This window comes from Corallococcus sp. CA047B, from assembly GCF_003612065.1.
Taxonomy (GTDB): domain Bacteria; phylum Myxococcota; class Myxococcia; order Myxococcales; family Myxococcaceae; genus Corallococcus; species Corallococcus praedator.
This window is the reverse complement of the sequence record NZ_RAWD01000017.1, coordinates 19,719-37,405: the sequence shown is the minus strand read 5'-3', so window position 1 is coordinate 37,405 and position 17,687 is coordinate 19,719. Positions and strand designations below refer to the sequence as shown.

Annotated in this window: 7 protein-coding genes (1 of these 7 only partly in view); 4 read left to right on the top strand and 3 right to left on the bottom strand. The window is 71.2% G+C overall.

Annotated features, from left to right (window positions below; genetic code table 11):
- Positions 1-45 precede the first annotated feature (45 nt).
- Positions 46-531 (bottom strand): hypothetical protein, encoded by a 486-nt coding sequence (locus D7X74_RS05065; protein ID WP_147446479.1) that lies wholly within the window; start codon positions 529-531, stop codon positions 46-48.
- 144 nt (positions 532-675) lie between these two features.
- Between D7X74_RS05065 and D7X74_RS05060 the strand changes: the two genes are divergently transcribed.
- Positions 676-1,263 carry a hypothetical protein gene (locus tag D7X74_RS05060; RefSeq protein WP_120531773.1) on the top strand — a complete coding sequence of 196 codons (588 nt, stop codon included), beginning with the start codon at positions 676-678 and terminating at the stop codon, positions 1,261-1,263.
- Positions 1,264-1,267: 4 nt separating this feature from the next.
- Complete coding sequence (locus tag D7X74_RS05055; protein ID WP_120531772.1) at positions 1,268-1,885, top strand: hypothetical protein; 618 nt, start codon at positions 1,268-1,270, stop codon at positions 1,883-1,885.
- Between the two features lie 8 nt (positions 1,886-1,893).
- Here the strand turns inward: D7X74_RS05055 and D7X74_RS05050 are convergent, their stop codons facing one another.
- Both D7X74_RS05050 and D7X74_RS05045 read right to left on the bottom strand, forming a co-directional pair.
- Entirely contained in the window at positions 1,894-2,325 is a 432-nt protein-coding gene (locus D7X74_RS05050) for a hypothetical protein (protein WP_120531771.1), read from the bottom strand.
- A gap of 88 nt (positions 2,326-2,413) precedes the next feature.
- Positions 2,414-3,301, bottom strand: a complete 888-nt coding sequence (locus tag D7X74_RS05045) for a peptidyl-prolyl cis-trans isomerase (protein WP_158622185.1) — start codon at positions 3,299-3,301, stop codon at positions 2,414-2,416.
- Between the two features lie 302 nt (positions 3,302-3,603).
- Between D7X74_RS05045 and D7X74_RS05040 the strand changes: the two genes are divergently transcribed.
- Both D7X74_RS05040 and D7X74_RS05035 read left to right on the top strand, forming a co-directional pair.
- Complete coding sequence (locus D7X74_RS05040; protein WP_120531769.1) at positions 3,604-4,509, top strand: peptidylprolyl isomerase; 906 nt, start codon at positions 3,604-3,606, stop codon at positions 4,507-4,509.
- Between the two features lie 47 nt (positions 4,510-4,556).
- Positions 4,557-17,687, top strand: partial view of an Ig-like domain-containing protein gene (locus tag D7X74_RS05035; protein ID WP_147446478.1) — the 5' portion only. Its footprint extends 19,077 nt past the window's final position; only the first 13,131 of its 32,208 coding nucleotides appear in the window; its start codon is at positions 4,557-4,559; its stop codon lies beyond the right edge, outside the window.

Here is a 17,687-nt window from a genome sequence, read left to right as displayed (position 1 = left end):
CCTGCTCCCGGGCCCTCCCCCATCGCGGACTCCAGGACGGAACACTCAGCCGATGTCGGTCCAGCACCGGCCTTCGAGACACGACAGGCCGGTGCAGCAGGAGTCCGGTCCCTCGACGGAGCAATCCGCGCCTTCGGGGCTGCAGACAGGACCGGCATCCACATCGCCTCCGGTGCCCGCGTCCGCGCTGCCGCCATCCGATTCACACGTGCCACCGTCACTGGGGGTGCCACCGTCGTTGCCGCAGGCGCCCAGCGTGTCGCCGTGGCGCAGGTGGGCCGACATGGCGGGAAGCCCCACGGTCACGGTGTGGGCATTGGCGGGGTTGCCAGGGGGAATGTGACAGAGGGTGATCTTCCCGGTGCCGCCTGCAGCCGCGTCCGGCTCGGAAGGGTCCGTCGTGTCCGCGCCCAGGTTGTCGCCTCCCGTGTTGAGCGTGGGGTCGGAGTTCTCGGTGCCGCCACACCCGGCGGCCAGCAGTGTGCACAGGGCCAGCCACACCACGGGTGACGCAGCAGGGATCTTTCGCATGGGCATCCTCCAGGGGGAATGAAGCGGAAGCGACGCCCCCTTCCCAGGGAGCAGCGCCTCCACGATGAAGACCCCCAGGGCCCCGCACCGGCCACGGGCCCATTGATGCTTCGCCCAGGGCCGGAATTCATTCATCGTAGCGGTATGGAATCCACGCACGAGCGCCTCGCGGACCGCACGGGCCGGGGCAAGGGCCGCCCCCTGGAGAGCTTCACCCTGTGGGAGTTGAACGGCACGCGCTTCGCCATGGCGCTCTTCAAGATCATCGTTCCGCTGACCCTCGTGTGCTCCGTGGGCGTCGAGGCGTGGAGCTCCTGGCCGAGCTTCAGCATGGGGGGGCTCGCGGGCTTGTTGTTCCTCTTCGGCCTCTTCTTTTCGTTGTTTGGAACGCTCTACCTGGTCTTCAAGGTGGATGCTCGGGGGTCGACCTATTGCAAGGATCCCGCGGTGCACCTGGAGCTTTCCGCGCACGACTTGATCGCGCGGGATGCGTCCGGAACGCTGTTGGGGGAGGTCTCGCGGGGCACCCTGCGGGTGCTGCGCGTGAACGTGAATCAGGGAAAGCGCGGGCTGGTGGGCGCGCTTCGACTGGATCATGCGAAGCGCTCGTTCTGGCTCAGCCCGCTCCCGCAGGTGGGCGCGTGGTCGGGCCTGCAGGCCGAGTCCTTCCACGAGACGCTCCACATCCTCGATAACTCCCAGTTCGATGCGTTGTTGCGACTCGCGGAGTGACGGGGTGACGAGGCAGTTCGTCTATCGTGGCGGCATGGACTCAACGCACGCGCGCATCCCGGAACCGGCGGACGACGAGAGGGGCCGGCTCCTGGCGGACGTCACCCTGTGGAAGCTGAGTCACGAGCAGTTCCTGATGGCGCTGGTGAAGATGACCGTGCCGCTGACGATCGTGGCCTCGGCGGGGGTGACAGCGTGGACGGCCTGGCCCGGCTTCAGCTTCGCCGTCTTCAAGGGTGCGTTTCTTGGGATCGGGTTCTTCGTGGCCCTGGCCGCACTGCTTCCCCTGGTCCTCAGGGTGGATGCGCGCGGCTCCACCTACTGCAAGGTGCCGGTGGTGCGCATCGAGCGCTTCGAGCACGAATTGACCCTGCGCGACCCCGCGGGAGCGCTGCTGGGGTCACGCTCCCAGGGGACGCTGCGGGTGGCGCGCGTGAACCTGAAGTTGAGCAAGGGCGGCCTGGTGGGCGGGCTTCGCCTGGACCCCACGACCCGCTCGGTCTGGCTCATGCCCCAGCAGTCGGTGGGCGCCTGGCCCGGCCTGCGGGCCGAGCCTCCCAACATGGACATCCACCGCATCGACGACCCGTTGTTCGATGACCTGTCGCGGCTGGCGGAGTAGCGAAGCGGTCACGGTCCCGTGAGGGACGCGCCGAGGATGCGTGCGTTCTCCGCGCACGCCGCCTTCACGGCGTTGTCATCTCCCGGAAGGACGACCTCCAGGATCTCCAACCGGTAGTCGCGGCCCGCCAGCAGCATGTCCGTGAGGGTGTTGTTCGGGAGCCCCGGGAAGTGGAGCACGTTGGGTGACGCATACAGTTCAATCCACGTGCTCCACACCTCCGCCGGGAACGGCGTCCCCAGGTGGTCATTCTGGCGGAAGTACACCTCCAGCCCGGCCAGCTTGACGAGGTAGTCCTCGAAGAACTCCGCCTCTTCGCAATACGGACGGGCGAACTCCCAATCGGCGGGCAGGGCGTCGAGGTTGTCGAGCGAGGCCTGTCCGCCGCTCACCTGCGACAGGGATTGATTGACGGCCGCCTGGAGTCCCCTCCAGAGCATGATCTCTCCGGTGTCCGGCTCGAAGAGGCCGACGGTGCTGCTGGCGAGCCACGCGTTCAGACTGTAGGCCCAGGCCCCAGGTGACGTCTCAGGGCGTCGGCGTGCCCGTGGTGGGCGGCAGGGCAGGGGCCCCTTCGATGTCCACCTTGACCTTCTCCAGGACGTCGGCGTGGACTTCAATCTTCGCCTGCGCCTTCAGGCTGGTGATGAAGTCCTCCAGCGCCTTGGCCCGGCGCTCCGCCATCAGCCGCCCCTCGATGCGCGACTTGACCGCCTCGAACTCCTGGTTCGTCCCGACCTGACGCCCCAGGAGCTTCACCAGATGGAAGCCCTGGTCCGTCTCCACCACCGGCCCCAGGTCGGACGCGTTCGCCAGCGCGAAGGCCGCCTCCGCCAGCGGCGCTCCCCACGCCTTCGTCAATTCCTCACGGGTGAGGAAGCCCAGATCGCCTCCGGCGCTCCGGGTGGCCGTGTCCGCGGACTGCTCCGCTGCCTTCAGCTCGAAGGCACTCTTGTTCGCCCCCGCTGACTGCGCCTTCACCTCCGCCAGCAGCTTCGTGGCCGCGGCCCGGACCTGATTGCGTTTGCCCGCGTTCTCCTTCGGGGCCGCCAGGAACAGATGCCCCAGCCGCACGCGTTCGGGCCGGACGAACTCCGTCACGTGCTCGTCGTAGTACTTGCGCAGCTCGGATTCAGACAACGTGCCTGTTGCATCCTGTTGCTGGCGCAGCAGCTTCTGCACCATCACCTTCTGCAAGGTTGTCTGGATTTCCGGATCCTGCTCCAGGCCCCGCTTCTTCGCCTCCTGCGCCAGCAGCTCGAAGCGGATGAGGTTGTCCAGGAACTCGCGCTTCTTCTCCGGGGAGGCGTACCGGGCGCGAACGAAGGGAGGCTGCTCATTGAGCCGTGCCTCCAGCTCCGGCGCCGTCACCGGCTGGCCATTCACCTGGGCCACCACCGGCCCCGCCTTCTTCACGCCCTGTCCTTCTGGAGAGCGGCTTCCTCCCGAACACCCCACGGCGAGAAGGGCGGTCAACAGCAGGGGACGCAGGGACGGAAGAGGCTTGCTCATGGCGTGAACGGTACGGTGGGAACCCGGCGCCTCGGGCAATTCCTGCCCTTGGGTCTGGGTCAACCCTGTCTGTCAGTGATTGAGGTGGGAGTGGGGCGCAACGGATTGAAAGGAGCCCTTGCACTATACGCAAGAGATCGATGAAAGTGTAAAACCCAACATCGGGTGGCCGGCCCATCGCAGGACCCGTCCGTACGCCGCGAGCCATGCCGCCCTTCAGAGTCTTCTTCTCCGCCCTCCTCATGTCCGTGATGGTCGCCTGCTCGCGGTCCCCTTCCGGGACGCCCGCGCAGGATTCCCACGCCGTTGATGGGGGCCGGGTGGTGGGGCGCTACGACGGGGGCGTCATCACCGAGGAGCAACTCCGGGACGAGTCCTCCAAGCTGGTCTCCCCCCTGCGCGAGCAGTTCGAGAGCCCCGCCGGACAGCGCGAGTTCGTCCGCTCGATGATCGACAAGCGGTTGCTCGCCCAGGAGGCACGCCGCCGGGGACTCGATGGAACCCCGGAAATCCAGCGGCAGGTCCAGGCGCTGGAGGAGCGGTTGATCATCCAGGCGCTCCTGGCGGCGGAGGAGCGTGGCGCCCCCGCTCCCACGGAGACCGAGCAGCGCGCCTGGTACGAAGGGCACAAGGCGGACTTCGCTCAGCCCGAGCGCCTGCGCCTGGGACGGGTGTTCGCGGCGGTGCCTCCGGGCGCCACGCCGGCCCAGCGCACCCAGGCCCGGAACCGGGTGGAGCGGCTCGCGAAGCAGCTCCAGGCGGGAACCCCGCTGGCGAAGGTGGCGGCCCAGGGGGACGGTCCCGAGCGGGCGCAAGGCGGGGAGCTGTCGGTGCTGGCACGGGGGCAGTGGCGGGGGGAGCCGGCCGTGGAGCGGGCGGCCTTCGCCCTGTCGAAGCCGGGCGAGGTCAGTCCCGTGGTGGCGGAGCCGGGTGGCTTCAGCGTGCTCCAGTTGCTGGAGCGCCGGCCCGCGCGCGTGCCTCCCTACGAAGAAATCCGCGGCGAGGTGGAGACGCGGATGCTTCCGGGACGCAAGCGCAAGCATTTCGAGGACCTGCTCACGCGGTTGCGGCAGGCGGCATCGGTCGAGGTCGACGTTCAACCCCATCCCTGACGGGGCTGGGCGTCATCAGTGGTCTGGAGGGGGCTGTGAACAGGTCCGTGTCATCCGTCGGGCGCATGGTGCTCGTGGCTCTCTGCCTGGGCTTCGCCCTCTCCGCGGGTGCCCAGTCAGGGGCCTCCTCGCCGGAGGTCTCCGCGACCTATCCGCTCTCGCCGCTGCGCCCGGGCGCGGTGCGCGCGGAGCTGGGGTTCGACATCGCCGGGCAGGTGTCCCGCCTGAAGGTGTCCGTCGCCGTGGGCTCTCCGGGGCAGACGCCGGTCCCCGCGCTGACCGATGTGGTGGTGGAGCGCGACTTCGCGGGGGCGGTGCCCTTCCACCTGCTCGTGCCGCTGAAGGCCGCCTTCCCGGAGGACGGCTTCCTCACGGTCACCGCCACGCCGGTGAACCTGGAGGGGGCCTCGGGCACGCCGCTGGTCACGAAGTTCGACGCCCTCGCGGGCGCGCCGGCCTTCGGGCCCACGCCGATGACCGTGCGGGCGACGCCGGACTCCGGGCGCATCGTGCTGGAGGTGAACTACAAGGGGAGCGTGAGTTCGGCGGAGGTGTCCGTGCTGGGCGCGTCCGCGCTCGCGCTGCGCACCGTCCACGGCGACCTGTCCGACGTGGAGCCCAAGGCCTTCGCGCTCGCGCGCGGCGTGTCCGCCAGGCCCCGGGCCAGCGCTCCTGGCCGCGTCAGCTTCTCCATCCCCACGGTGGGGGGAACCCTTCCCCCGGACGGGGTGATCATCGCGGACGTGGTGCTCCGGGACGCCTTCGGCCGCAGCGTCCACACCTCCGCGGTCGAGTTCACCAGCGCCACCACCTTTGATCCGCTGGTGGACCTGACGGTCGCGCCGGACTTCCTGCTGCTGCGGTCCGTGGGCGATTTCGCGAACCTCCAGGTCACCGGCCGCTTCGCCGTCGCTGGCGACGTGGACCTGTCGGGCGCGCGCCACGGTGTCTCCTATGCCTCCGACAACCCCGACATCGTCTTCGTGACCCGGGAGGGCCGGGCCACGGCGCTTTCGCATGGCGAGACCACGCTGCGGGTCACGTACGCCAACCAGACAAAGACGGTGCCCGTCAGCGTCACGGACACCGCGCACATCGACAGCGTGGTGATCTCCCCGGAGCTGACGGATCCTGCCGTTCCCCGGGTGGGCGCCACCCTCCAGCTCAGGCTGATGGGCGTCCTGGACACGCCGGACGCACGGAAGGTGGACCTGACGGTCTTCAAGGACCGCATCACCTGGCGCTCCTCCGATGAGGGCGTCCTCAAGGTGACCGATGGACGCGTGACCTCCCTGCGGCCGGGCAGCGCCAGCATCGAAGCCACCTATGTCTGTGGCGACTGCCCGGGCGGGAGCCTGTCCGCCCCCTCCCGCAGCGTCCGTGCAGTCAATGCAGCGCCGGAGATCCGCCTCGCGGCCCCGGGTTCGGTGACGGCGGGCACCTCCTTCGAGGTGAAGGCGCTCGCCAGCGACGACCACGGCATCCAGGAGGTCCAGTTCATGCTGGGCCGGGACCGCGTGCCCGTGGCCACGGATCTGCAATCGCCCTACGTGCTCCAGGTCCAGGCGCCCCCCGTGGCGGGGACGACGCTGATCATCCATGCGCGGGTGAAGGACCTGAGCGGCACCCCGACCGATGCCGCGCCCGTGGAGGTGAAGGTCGTTCCGGTGGCGGGCCCCAGCACCAGGACGCTCGTGTACGAAACGCCCTCCACGGGGGCGAACCTCATCGAGGGACAGCCCCAGGTCCTCCGGGTGACGAGCGGCGACTGGACGGGCGGCGCGCTGTCCGTGCAGGACTTCCAGTCCGTGCGCTTCACCGTGGACGGCGCCCCCCTGGGCGTCGCCCAGACACCGCGCGTGGAGATCCGCGCCGTCCCCGACTCGAAGCCCGTGAAGCACGTGGCCGTCCCGCTCTGGGAGGTGACCTACGTGCCGCCTCCCGGCAGCGCGGGCAGCAGCGCGGCGCTGCGTGCCGTGGGCGTGGATTCGGGAGGCGCGCTGGCGCAGGGTCCCACGCTGCTCGTCAGCATCGTGAAGAATGCTCCGCCGCTGGTGTCCATCCGTCAGCCGCTGGGCACGCTGGTGGAGGCGCGCGCCGAGCTGCCGCTCACCATCAGCGGCATCGTGGCTGACGACGCGCTGTCGTTCGGCGTGAGGACCGCGCTGCTGGTGGATGGCAACGCGGTGGCCACCACCACGCTCACCGCGGACGGACTCGCGGGCTCCTCCACCGCGTCCAAGGACTACGCCTTCACCTGGACGCCTCCGGCGACCAGCGTGGACCGGCGGCACCGCATCGAGGTGCAGGCCATCGACAACGCGGGGCTGGAGCGCCGAACCGGCTTCGACCTGGCGGTGCTGAAGGACGCGGCGCCGCAGATCGCCATCCAGACCCCCACCCACAACGCCAACGTGGTGGCGGGCTCCACCCTCCAGCTCACGGCGAAGGTGATTGACGACAAGGCGGACCCGGTCAGCGTCTCCTGGTACGTCAACGACGCGGGCGTGGGCCAGTCCGCCACGCCTCCGTTCCTCGTGCGCTACGTGACGCCGGGGGAGGGCGGGACGCTGTCGGTGACGGCCCTCGCGCGCGACTCGCGCGGCCAGGTCGGACATTCGCCCGACGGCGGCGTCACGGTGCATGTCGAGCCGGACACCCAGAAGCCCACGGCCTCGTTCCTTGCTCCGAGGCCGGGAGCGAAGGTGGCTCCAGGCCAGCCACTGCTCGTCACGGTGGTGGGCACCGACAACGTCGACACGACGCGGGTGCGGCTCTCCATCATGAAGAACGATGGCCCGGACGGCCCCACCGTCTACGGCGCTCCGGAGCTGATCCACGAGGACCTGTCCCCCCTGGAGAACAACGGCATCCGGGGCTCGTTCATCACCCACGTGGTGGTGCCGGCCGCCCAGGTGATCGACGGCTGGAAGCTCTTCGTGGAGGCCTTCGACGCCACCGGCGTGCCCGGCACGGCCGAGTACAAGATGGTTCTGGGCTCCGATCAGCCGCCGACCGTGGAGTTCGTCTCCCCGTCGCCTGAGGACACCGTCACCGTGGGGTCCACGCTCCAGGTGCTGCTCAAGGCCCAGGACGACATCGCGGTCGCGGGGGTCGGGCTCAGCGTCAATGGTGTGCCCCAGACCGAGCTCACCTCGCCGCCCTACCGCTTCCTGGTGGAGGTGCCGGGCACCCCCGGGCGGATGACGCTGCGGGCGACGGTCCGGGACTCCTCGGGGACGCATGCCGTGGTGGAGCCGGTGCTCTCCGTGAACGTCGTCGAGGACACGGAGCGGCCCATGGTGGCCTTCCGCAAGCCCCTGGAGGGCAGCCGCCTCTTCACGGGAGACCCGGTCGACGTGGAGGTGGTGGCCGCGGACAACGTGGCCGTCACGCAGGCCACGCTCATCGTCAACGGGGACGCGGCCCATCCGCTCTCCGCGCAGCCCGTCGGTGGCACGGACGGGGGCCTGTACCGGGTGTTCCTCTTCCGCGTGCCGCACGCCCAGGCGGCCGCGACCGGCACCGCGATGACGCTGCTCGCGAAGGTGGAGGACGCCGCCCACAACAAGGCCGAGCGCTCCATCGAGTTGCCGGTGGTGGCCAACGCCCCGCCCCAGGTGACGCTGTACACGCCCGCCGCGCGCACCCCGGTGAAGGAGGGCGAGGACATCGCCATCACCTTCACGGTGGCCAATGACGACGGACCGGTGTCGTGGACGGGCCGCTCCGGCGGCGTGCCGGGCGCCTTCCCGCCGATTCCGGCGACGCAGGACCTGTCGAAGTTGCAGCGGGTGGTGGTGCGCGCGCCGGTCATCAGCGGCGACGCTGGATTGCCGCCCACGGTGGGCATCGCCGTCGTGGATGCGCACGACGCGGGCAGCTTCACCGACGTGGTGTTGGACGTGGCGCCGGATCTCGAAGCGCCCACCGTGCTGCTGGCCTCGCCGCTGCCTCCGCGTGAAGGCACGCTGGAGGTCGCGGTGGGGGGAAGCCTGGGCCTGCGCGCGGAGGTGTCCGACGACGTTCGCGTCACGCGCATGGGCGTGGTGGTGGATGGCACCTACGAGCTGGCGGAGGTGGCCGGTGACGCGCGGCTGCGCGTCTCACGCGAGGACTTCGAGGAGGTGCGTACGCCCAACCCGCAGGGCCCGGGCGACATCCTGCTCAGCCGTCGCTACGTCGGCAGTTGGGCCGGCACCGTGGCGTTCCCTTCGTCGGATTCGCGGCTGAGGCCCGGTGCCCACACCCTCCAGCTCGTGGGCTATGACGCCGCCGGGCACCGCCGGTTGAGCGAGCCCGCGGTGCCCTTCGAGATTGTCGCGCGGCAGGACAAGCTGCCCCCGGTGGTGCGCATCTCGCTGGCGGGCACCCCGGATGCGCGCACGTGCGTCGCGGGCTCGGAGCCCGTGCTGTTGGTGCAAGCGACGGACGACATTCCGTTCGACCCGCTCGACCCGCTCGAGCCGCTCAAACTCTACGTCGATGGCGAGGAGGTGACTCCCGGCGATCCCCGTCTTGGCGCCGGACTCGTCCTGACGCGCGGCGGTGCCAGCGTCCAGATCGCCGGCCCCCTGCCCATGCCCGCGCTGGATGCGTCGGGCCCGCGCACCGTGGTCCTGGAGGCGAGGGCGGAGGACTCCGCTCACCGCGTCACGCTGGCGACCCTCTCCTGCGAGCTGGTGGCGGACACCGCGCCCTTCGTGGCGTGGGTGACGCCCGACGCCTCGTCGGTGCTCGTCGAGGAGCAGCTCACCCCCGGCTCCCTGGAGCTGCGCGAGGACGTAGGGCTGAAGGCCCTGTGGCTCGCGCTGTCCTCCCGCAAGGTGACGGCCGCGACCGCCACCACGCTCCAAATCCCCTTCGAGACGGAGCTCGTGCCGGGGACCCGCCCCGTGCCCGCCGCGACGCTCGTGTTCGGTGAGGACACCGAGGCACCCCACGCGGGGTCGCGCTTCACCGCCACCGTGTCGCAGGACGCGCTCACGCTCACCCCGCCCGTGCGGCCGCGTGGCAACCGACAGCCCGGTGCGCTGCGGCTCGAAGTCCCCTCCTGGAACTCGGGACCGGGGGCGCTCGCGAAGGTGAAGTATGTGTACCGCCGGAAGAACACCACGGACGACCCCTTCTTCCTGGCGCACCCGAGCGGCGTCGCGACCCCGGTGACGCTCGTCGAGTCCGCCGGCCAGCGCATCGCCCACCTCGACTTCCCCTCGGCCCTGATGGACCTGGAGGAGGTCGTCGTTGAACTGGAGGCGGACGCGGCGGGCAGCTCGCCCCTCGTGTCGCGCCTGGGCCTGCGCTACCAGGTCGGCGAGCCCTCGTCGCCGCCCCAGTTGCGCGTGGAGGCCTCGGGGGTGCAGGCAGCGGTGGAGTGGCTCGATGCGACGCTGGTCGCGGGTCAGGTCACCCCCCGTCCGGTGAAGCTCCGCCTGCCGGCGAACTGGGGCGCGAGCCTCGTTTCGGCCACGGCGGTCGCGGTGGACACGCGCGACGTGGTGACCCGGGCGGAGCGCGGCTTCTCGCGCCAGACGGACGTGCAGCTTCCGCGCGTCGCCATCACCTCCGCGGGCAGGAACAACACCGCGGTCGCGGGCCGCGGGTTCCAGGCCCAGGTGACCGTGTCGGACAACGCGGGCCTCGCGAAGGTGCGGCTGTCCGCGCGGGGCGTGGAGGTGGGGGAGCAGTTGCTGGCGGGCGTGGGCCAGGTGGTGGACTTCACCGTCCCCGCGGCGCTCGTCACCGCAGGCACGGTGGAGCTGTCCGCGACGGTGGAGGATCGGGCGGGCCAGTCCGCCACGTCCAACCCCGTGTTCGTGCAGGTGCGGCCGGATGCTCCCCCGGCAGTGGAGCTGCTGGGCCTGACGTCGGCCGGGGAGTCGCTGACGCGCACGGAGCTGCGCAGCGGCTTCGTCCGCCTCATCCAGGGCGCCAACGCGGAGCTGCGCTTCGAACTCTCCGACGACGTGCTCGTGAAGGAGTACTGCATCGGGTTCGCCGCCAGCGCCTGCGAAGGCCCGGGCGGCCTGGATCCCGTTTCGGGGTTGCCCACGGGTTGGACTCCCGTTGGACAGTCCGGCCGCACCGTCAACGTCACCTTCCGGCCCCCGGCGGGGCCCAACGGTGCCCCTTCGGTGCTGACCATCACCGTCCGGGATGACCGGGACGTGGAGACCCAGAGCCGGCTCATCATTGAACCGCGCGCGCCCCGTGCGCCGGACCTGGCCATGCTGGCGCCCGCCACCGACGCGGTCCTGGTGGAGGGCAGCATCCAGCTCCAGTTGGGCGCGCTCGCGGGAGACGACACGCGCATCCACCACGTGGAGTGGTGGATCAACGGCAACCGCGCCATCGACCAGGCGGAGAGCGTGGGCCGCCCCATCGAGACCTTCCGCGACGACGACGGGGTGCCCATCGCGTCGGATGCCTCGGTGCGCCTGGCGCTGGCGACCCTGCGGACGGCGCCGGAGGACTACGACCGCTTCCGCACGTACCGCACGAAGCTGTCGCTGCCTCCGGGGTTCGTGAAGTTGGATCCGAACCGCACGGAGGCCTTCCTCCAGGTGCGGGTGGACGCGGTGGACCTGGAAGGTCACCGCGCGTCCGTGGAGCGGCGCGTGCGCGTCGTGCAGGACACGGGGCTGCCCATGGCCAGCTTCCTGCGTCCCACGCTCGGCCAGGACCTGGTCGAAGGGACGCCGGTCCTCATCCAGGCGCAGGCCTCCGACAACGCCTTCGTGGACCGGGTGGAGTTGTACGCGGGCCCCAGCGCGGGCGCGCTGCAGCTCATCCACACCGCGGGCGACTTCCCGCCGGAGAACGCGGTCCCGGGCTCCGACTTCGCCGTCTACTCGCCCTTCATCACCTTCCAGCACATCGTCCCGAAGCTCGCGGCGCTGGGCGGCCTGGACACGGTGCCGTACTTCGTGGCGGTCCGGGCCCGCGACGTGTCCGGCAACTGGGGGGACCTGGAGTTCCAGCAGATCGACATCGTGCGCGACCGCGAACCCGCGCTCGCCATCGTGTCACCCGCGGACGCGACACCCGTGGTGGTGGGCAACCCCGTGACGGTGGTGATGGCGGCGGAGGACGACGTCGGCGTCACCAGCGTGCAGCTCTTCGCGGACAATGAGCCGGTGGGGCCGGTGCTCCACCAGCCGCCGTATGTCTTCGCCTACGTGCCGCCGGCCGGAACGCTGCCGGGCACGGAAATCGCCCTGCGGGGCAAGGCCATCGACAGCTTCGGCTTCGACCACGCGGTGTGGTCGCAGACGTTGAAGGTGGTGGTGAAGGGGGACGCGGTGCCGACGGTGGCGCTCGCCCAGCCGCGCAACGGCGCGGACGTGGTGGAGGGGCAGGACTTCGCCGTGCTGGTGGCGGCGCAGGATGACGTGCGGGTGGACTCGGTGGAGGTCTCCGTCGAGGGGACGGTGGATGGGACGCTGCACTTCGTGGGCACGGCGCGCCCGTATTCCTTCCGCGTTCCGCTGCCCTACGGCTCCGCGGGCCGCGAGCTGGTGATCCGCGCGAAGGCCTGGGACTCGGCGCGCCATGAGGTCTCCGCGCCGGAGGCCCGCGTGCGGGTCGTGCAGGACAAGACGCCGCCCACCGTCTCCTTCGCGTCGCCGGTGAACAACTCCCGCCGGGTGGAGGGCCTTCGGCTGGACGTGGAGGCCCGCGCCGAGGACAACGTCAGCGTCGCGGCCGTCGTCATCCGGGTGAAGGTGGGGAACGCCGCGGAGGTGGAGGTGGCCCGGCTGCCCGCGCCGCCGTTCCGCTTCTCGTACGCCATCCCGAAGGGGCTCGCGACGCAGGGGCCGGTGCCGCTGGTGTTCACGGCGCAGGCCATCGACTCCAGCGACAACCGGAGCACCGCCCAGGTGCGCGTGGAGGCCATCGCGGACGCGAAGCCTTCCGTGGACGTGGTGGCGCCCGCGCGGGCCGTGGTGGGACAGCCCGCCCTGCTTTCCGCGACGGCGAGCGACGACGTGGCCGTGGCCCACGTCACCTTCCTGGTGGGCCCGAGCGAGAACGCGCTGGTGGAGGTGGGCCGGCGCTTCCTGTTGCCCTACGACTTCCGCTACGTCGCGCTGCCCGAACAGGTGGGCCAGACGCTGTGGATGCAGGCGAAGGTGGTGGACAGCGCGGGTCAGGAGACCGCGTCCCGCAAGGTGTCCTTCCCGGTGGTGGAGGACCTGCCTCCGTCCGTGAAGATGCTCAAGCCCGTGGACGGCGCCACCCTGCTGGAGGGCAGCCGGGTCCGCATGGAGGCGAACGTCGAGGACGCCGAGGGCGCGCTCGCGTCGGTGACGTTCTTCGTGGACGGCCGCAAGGTGGCCACGAGCACCGCTGCGGCCGGCATCCCCGGTCGTCCCAATGCCTACGTGGCCAGCTACACCGTGCCGGTGAACGGCCCCGCCTCGCTGCACTTCATGGCGGTGGGCGTGGACTCGGCGGGGCAGGAGGTGGTGTCCGAGGAGCACACCGTCAGCGTCATCCCGGACTCGGTGGCGCCCCAGGTGGAGCTGGTGGATCCCCCCGCATTCGACGTCGTCACGGAGGCGGAGCCGCTCGTGCTGGCAGCGGCCGCGGAGGACAACGGCGTCGTCGACAGCGTCTCGTTCTACGTGGACGGTGTGAAGGTGGGCACGTCGGTGGTGCCCGTGGAAGGGCGCGCGGGCCGTCCGCTGTACCCCTTCACGTGGCTGGTGCCCAACTCCGCCGCGGGCCAGATGCGCACCCTGGACGCCCGGGCCCGCGATCTGTCGTCGCTGGAGGCCATCTCCCAGACGGTCGAGGTGGAGGTCGGCATGAGGCCGGGCCATGCACCCGCCCCGTTCTTCGGCGTGGGGACCGCGAGCAACGCGCTGTTGTCGGCGTTCGCGCTGGATTCGCGGACCTCGCGCGGCATGGTGGGCGGCACCAACCTGCCGCGGGGCGCGCTGCCGGATGATGCGCGCCACGGCGTCCACTTCTTCACCCTGGGCGCGGAGGGCGTGGTGCTCGCCGCCAAGGTGCCCCTGCAGGCCGCGCCCCTGGCGTCCGTCTTCCACGGGAACCTGGCGCTGGTGGTGGTGACGGGGGACCTCGTGTCCGGGCGCCTGCCCGAGCTGGTGGTCCTCGACGTGACGAACCTGTCCATGCCGAAGGTGCTGGGCTCCGTCGACCTGGCGGGCCCCCGGGCCCACGCGGTGACGACGGAGGGGCACCTGGCCTTCGTGGCCAACGGTGAGTCCGGTGTCGTGGTGGTGGACCTGAAGGAGCCGTCCCAGCCGCAGCGGCTGACGGTGGTGCCGGTGGCCGGCGACGCGCGCGACGTGTCCGTCGCGGGGGACCGCCTCCTGGTGGCCGCGGGGGCCGGGGGCCTGCGCGTGCATGATCTGTTGGATCCGTCGCTCGGGGAGCAGGGCTTCGTCCCGGTGCCCGGGGGCGCGGAGCAGGTGTCCGTGGTGGGAGCGCGGGCGCTGGTGGGCTGCCAGGGCCCGATGGCCGCGCTGGCGGTGGTGGACGTGGGCGTCAGCCCGCCCCGGTTGCAGTCGGTCCTGTCGCACGCACCCGCCCGGCAGGATCTGCTGGCCACGGGGCAGCGCTCGCTGGCCGTCACCGGGGGACTGGCCGTGTCCACCGTGCAGCTCGTGAACCCGTCCTCCGAGCCGCAGAAGGGCATGTTGTCGGCCTCCGTGATTCCGCCGGATGGCTTCGCGAAGACGTTCGTGCGCGCCAACCTGCCGGCGGCCCGGGACGTGGCCCTGCACGACAGCCGCCCCTTCGCGCTCTTCGGAGACCAGGGCGTGGTGGACTTCAACCTGCCGCGCTTCCTCGTCACGGACGTGCTGCCCGCGGACGGCGCGGATCAGGTCGCGCCGTCGGGGCGCGATCCGAAGGTCGTGGTGACGTTCACGTCGCCCATCGATGCCACGTCCATCCTGCCCACCACGGCGGTGCTGCGCGCGGGCCGACAGATGGATGGCGCGGTGATTCCCGCGACGGTCACCGTCGGGGATCCGGACATCGCCGATGAGAATCAGCGCAACCCCCGCCAGCTCGTCTTCACGTTGACGGGCAGCAGCCCGAGCCTGCCGCTCAACACCGACATCCACGTCGTCATCTCCTCGGCCCCGGCGGATGCGCTGAAGTCCGAGGCCGGCGCCGTTCTGGAAAGCGGCTTCGCGTCGCGCTTCCGCACGCGCTCCTCCGCGGGTGTCCCGCCCGCGATCGTGCGCGTGGAACCCCCGAGCGGCCCGGAGCAGGGCGGCACGCGGGTGCGCATCCACGGCACCGGGCTGCGCGCCGGCGCGCGCGTGTTCTTCTCCAGCGAGGAGGCCACCGAGGTCGGGCTCGATCCCACGGGAAGCTTCCTGACCGCCCTGACGCCGCCCCAGTCCCGGGGCCCGGTGCGCGTCCAGGTGGTGAACCCGGAGGGCCTCCAGTCCAGCCTGCTGGGTGGCTTCGTGTACCTGCCCACGTTGCAGGTCACCACCGTGAGCCCGGCCACCGGCAAGCTCGCGGGTGGCGACGTCGTGGAGCTGTCCGGCGCGGGCTTCCAGGTGGGGGCCACCGTGTCGTTCCGGGGCGTGGCGACGGTGCGCGCCGCGACGGAGGTCCGGGTGCTGTCACCCGGGCGCATCAGCCTGAAGACGCCCCGCGGGGACTTCGGCCCGGCGGATCTCCTGGTGGAGAACCCGGATGGCCAGCGCGCGGAGGCGCCCGGGGCCTTCCTGTACAGCGACCTGGACACGGCGATGGTGCTGAACCGCTACGACCTGCGGTTGGGGGACGGCACGGGACGGCCGAATAACAGCCTGCCGCAGGGCATGCCCGGAGCGCTGGTGATGTCCGACCAGCGGGTGTGGATGCTGTCCCGGGCCACCGTGGCGTCGGGCGCGACGGCGGTGGAGGTGTTGAAGAAGAGCGTCCAGGGCGCGCTGTCGCTGGTGGACGTCCGCGTTCCAAAGCAGGCGAGCGTGACGGGCGGCGTGTCGTTCCCGCCGCCGTATCTGCCGCGAGCGCTCGCGGTGCGGGGGACGACGGCGTACGTCGTCGCCGACGCGCAGGAGCTGGACGGGGTGGAGCTGCAGGGCGAGGGAGGACCGTCACTCCTGGTGGTGGATGCGACGGTGCCCACCGAGCCCCGCTTCGCGTACGCGCTGCCTTTCGAGGGCACGGCGCTGGGCGTGGACGTGGTGGATGACCTGGCGCTGGTGGCGGCCGGCGAGGGCGGCCTCGCCGTCTTCTCCCTGAGGGACCCCCTCAAGCCGATGCTGCTCGACTCCGTGCGCTCCTTCCTCCAGGGCGGCGTGCAGGCGCCTTCCTCCATCACCCGGGTGCGCGTGCTGGGACGCCATGCCGTCCTCTCCGCGCTGCGCAACAGCAGCGTGGCGACGCTCGTGGTGGACCTGGCCCGGCCGGGCTTCCCGGTGGTGGGCGAGGTGTCCCCGGGCTTTGGCGACCTGGGCATCTCCGGTGTGTCCGCGCTGGCCGCTGGCGCGAGCGGGGTGAGGACGGTCTCGCTCGCCCGGCCGACCCAGCCGCGCGTGCTGGCGACGGTGCCCTCGCTGGTGCCGGTGCCGCAGACGCTCGCGGACCTGGGGCCCCACCTGGGTGTCAGCGCGGGCGGAGGGCTGGTGCAGCTCGGCCTCGTGTCGGACCTGACCGCGCCGTTCCCGGTGGACGCGGTGGACCTGCACCCCGGCACCTCCATCGCCGACGTGGCGGTCGAAGGCTCCGTCATCGCCGCCTCCATCGACGCGGTGCGGCCGTACTCCAAGGCGTTGGATGGCCTGGCACTCATCGAGGTGCCGTTCCCTGTCGTGGTGAAGAGCCAGCCGCGCGCAGGTGACACCGGCGTGCTCGTCACGACGTCCATCGAGCTGTCGTTGAGCACGCCCTTGAAGGCGTCCCCGAACGCGTCGGTCCGGCTGATGGAGCTGGACGGATCCGCCGAAGGGTCGCTCGTGCAGGCGACGTGGAGCGTGGACACGGCGGGGCGGCTCATCACCCTCCAGCCGACGGGCCTCCTGAAGGGGAGGACCTCCTACCGCGTGGTGGCCCAGGGCCTCGTCGCGGCGAACAACGCGGTGATGCCGGGCCGCTTCGTGGCCGAGTTCGAGACCGGCTCGCCCGAGGCCCAGGTGCCGGTGACGCTCGCCTGCCCGGCGCCGGGCGCGGGGGGAACCGACTGCATCAGTCCGCGCGAGGGTTCCGTCAACGGCGGCACCGTGGTCACGCTGAAGGGCACCGGCTTCGAAACCGGGCTGGAGGTCCGCTTCGCGGGCACTCCGGCGACGGACGTCGTCGTGTCCCTCGACCGGACGACGGTGACCCTGACGACGCCGAAGGGCGCGGCGGGCGCGGCGACAATCGAGGTGCGCAATCCCTCCGGCGGCACGCTCACGCGGGTGGGCGCGTTCCTCTACACGGAAGCGTTGACCCTGGCCTCCGTCACGCCGGATCGCGGTCCCACGTCGGGCGGTACGCGCGTGGTGCTGCAGGGCACGGGCTTCTCCACGGACCGCCCCATGGAGGTCTACTTCGGAGACCAGCGCGCCCTGCGGGTGCGCACGCTCGGCATGGGCCGCCTGGAAGCCTATACGCCCAACGGACCTCGCGGCCCGGTGACCGTGAAGGTCGTGCGGTCGGATCAGCCGGGCACCTTCGCCACGAAGTCGGGTGCCTTCACCTACGATCAGCCCACGGATTCCGCGGTGGCCTTCGGGGGGGAGATCCGCGACCTGGTCGTCATCGGTGACGCGCTCTACACGGTGGGCGCTGGCGGCCTGAGCGTGGTGGACCTGTCCAACCTCTACACGCGCGGGTTGCTGGCGGGGACGCCCATTCCGCCCGAGCGCCGCACGGAGCTCATCGACGAGGACAAGGATCGCGTGGACGACCGCATCCTCGGTCAGTGGAGCTCCGGGGGCCTGGAGCTGCTGTCCGTGTCGTATCCCCCGGAGGGTGGGGACCGGCTCTTCGTCGGCGGTGGTCAGCGTGACAGGTCGGGCAAGTACGTCAGCGCCACCGTGGTGGAGCTGGACATCTCCAATCCGGCCCGCCCGTTCGAGGTGAACTCCACCCGCGCGGGTGGGGCGGCGGCCTTCGCCCTGGACGCGCGCGACGACCGGATGCTGGGCGCGATGGGCGCGGACGGCCTGCGGGGCTACGACATCTCGCACGCGCCG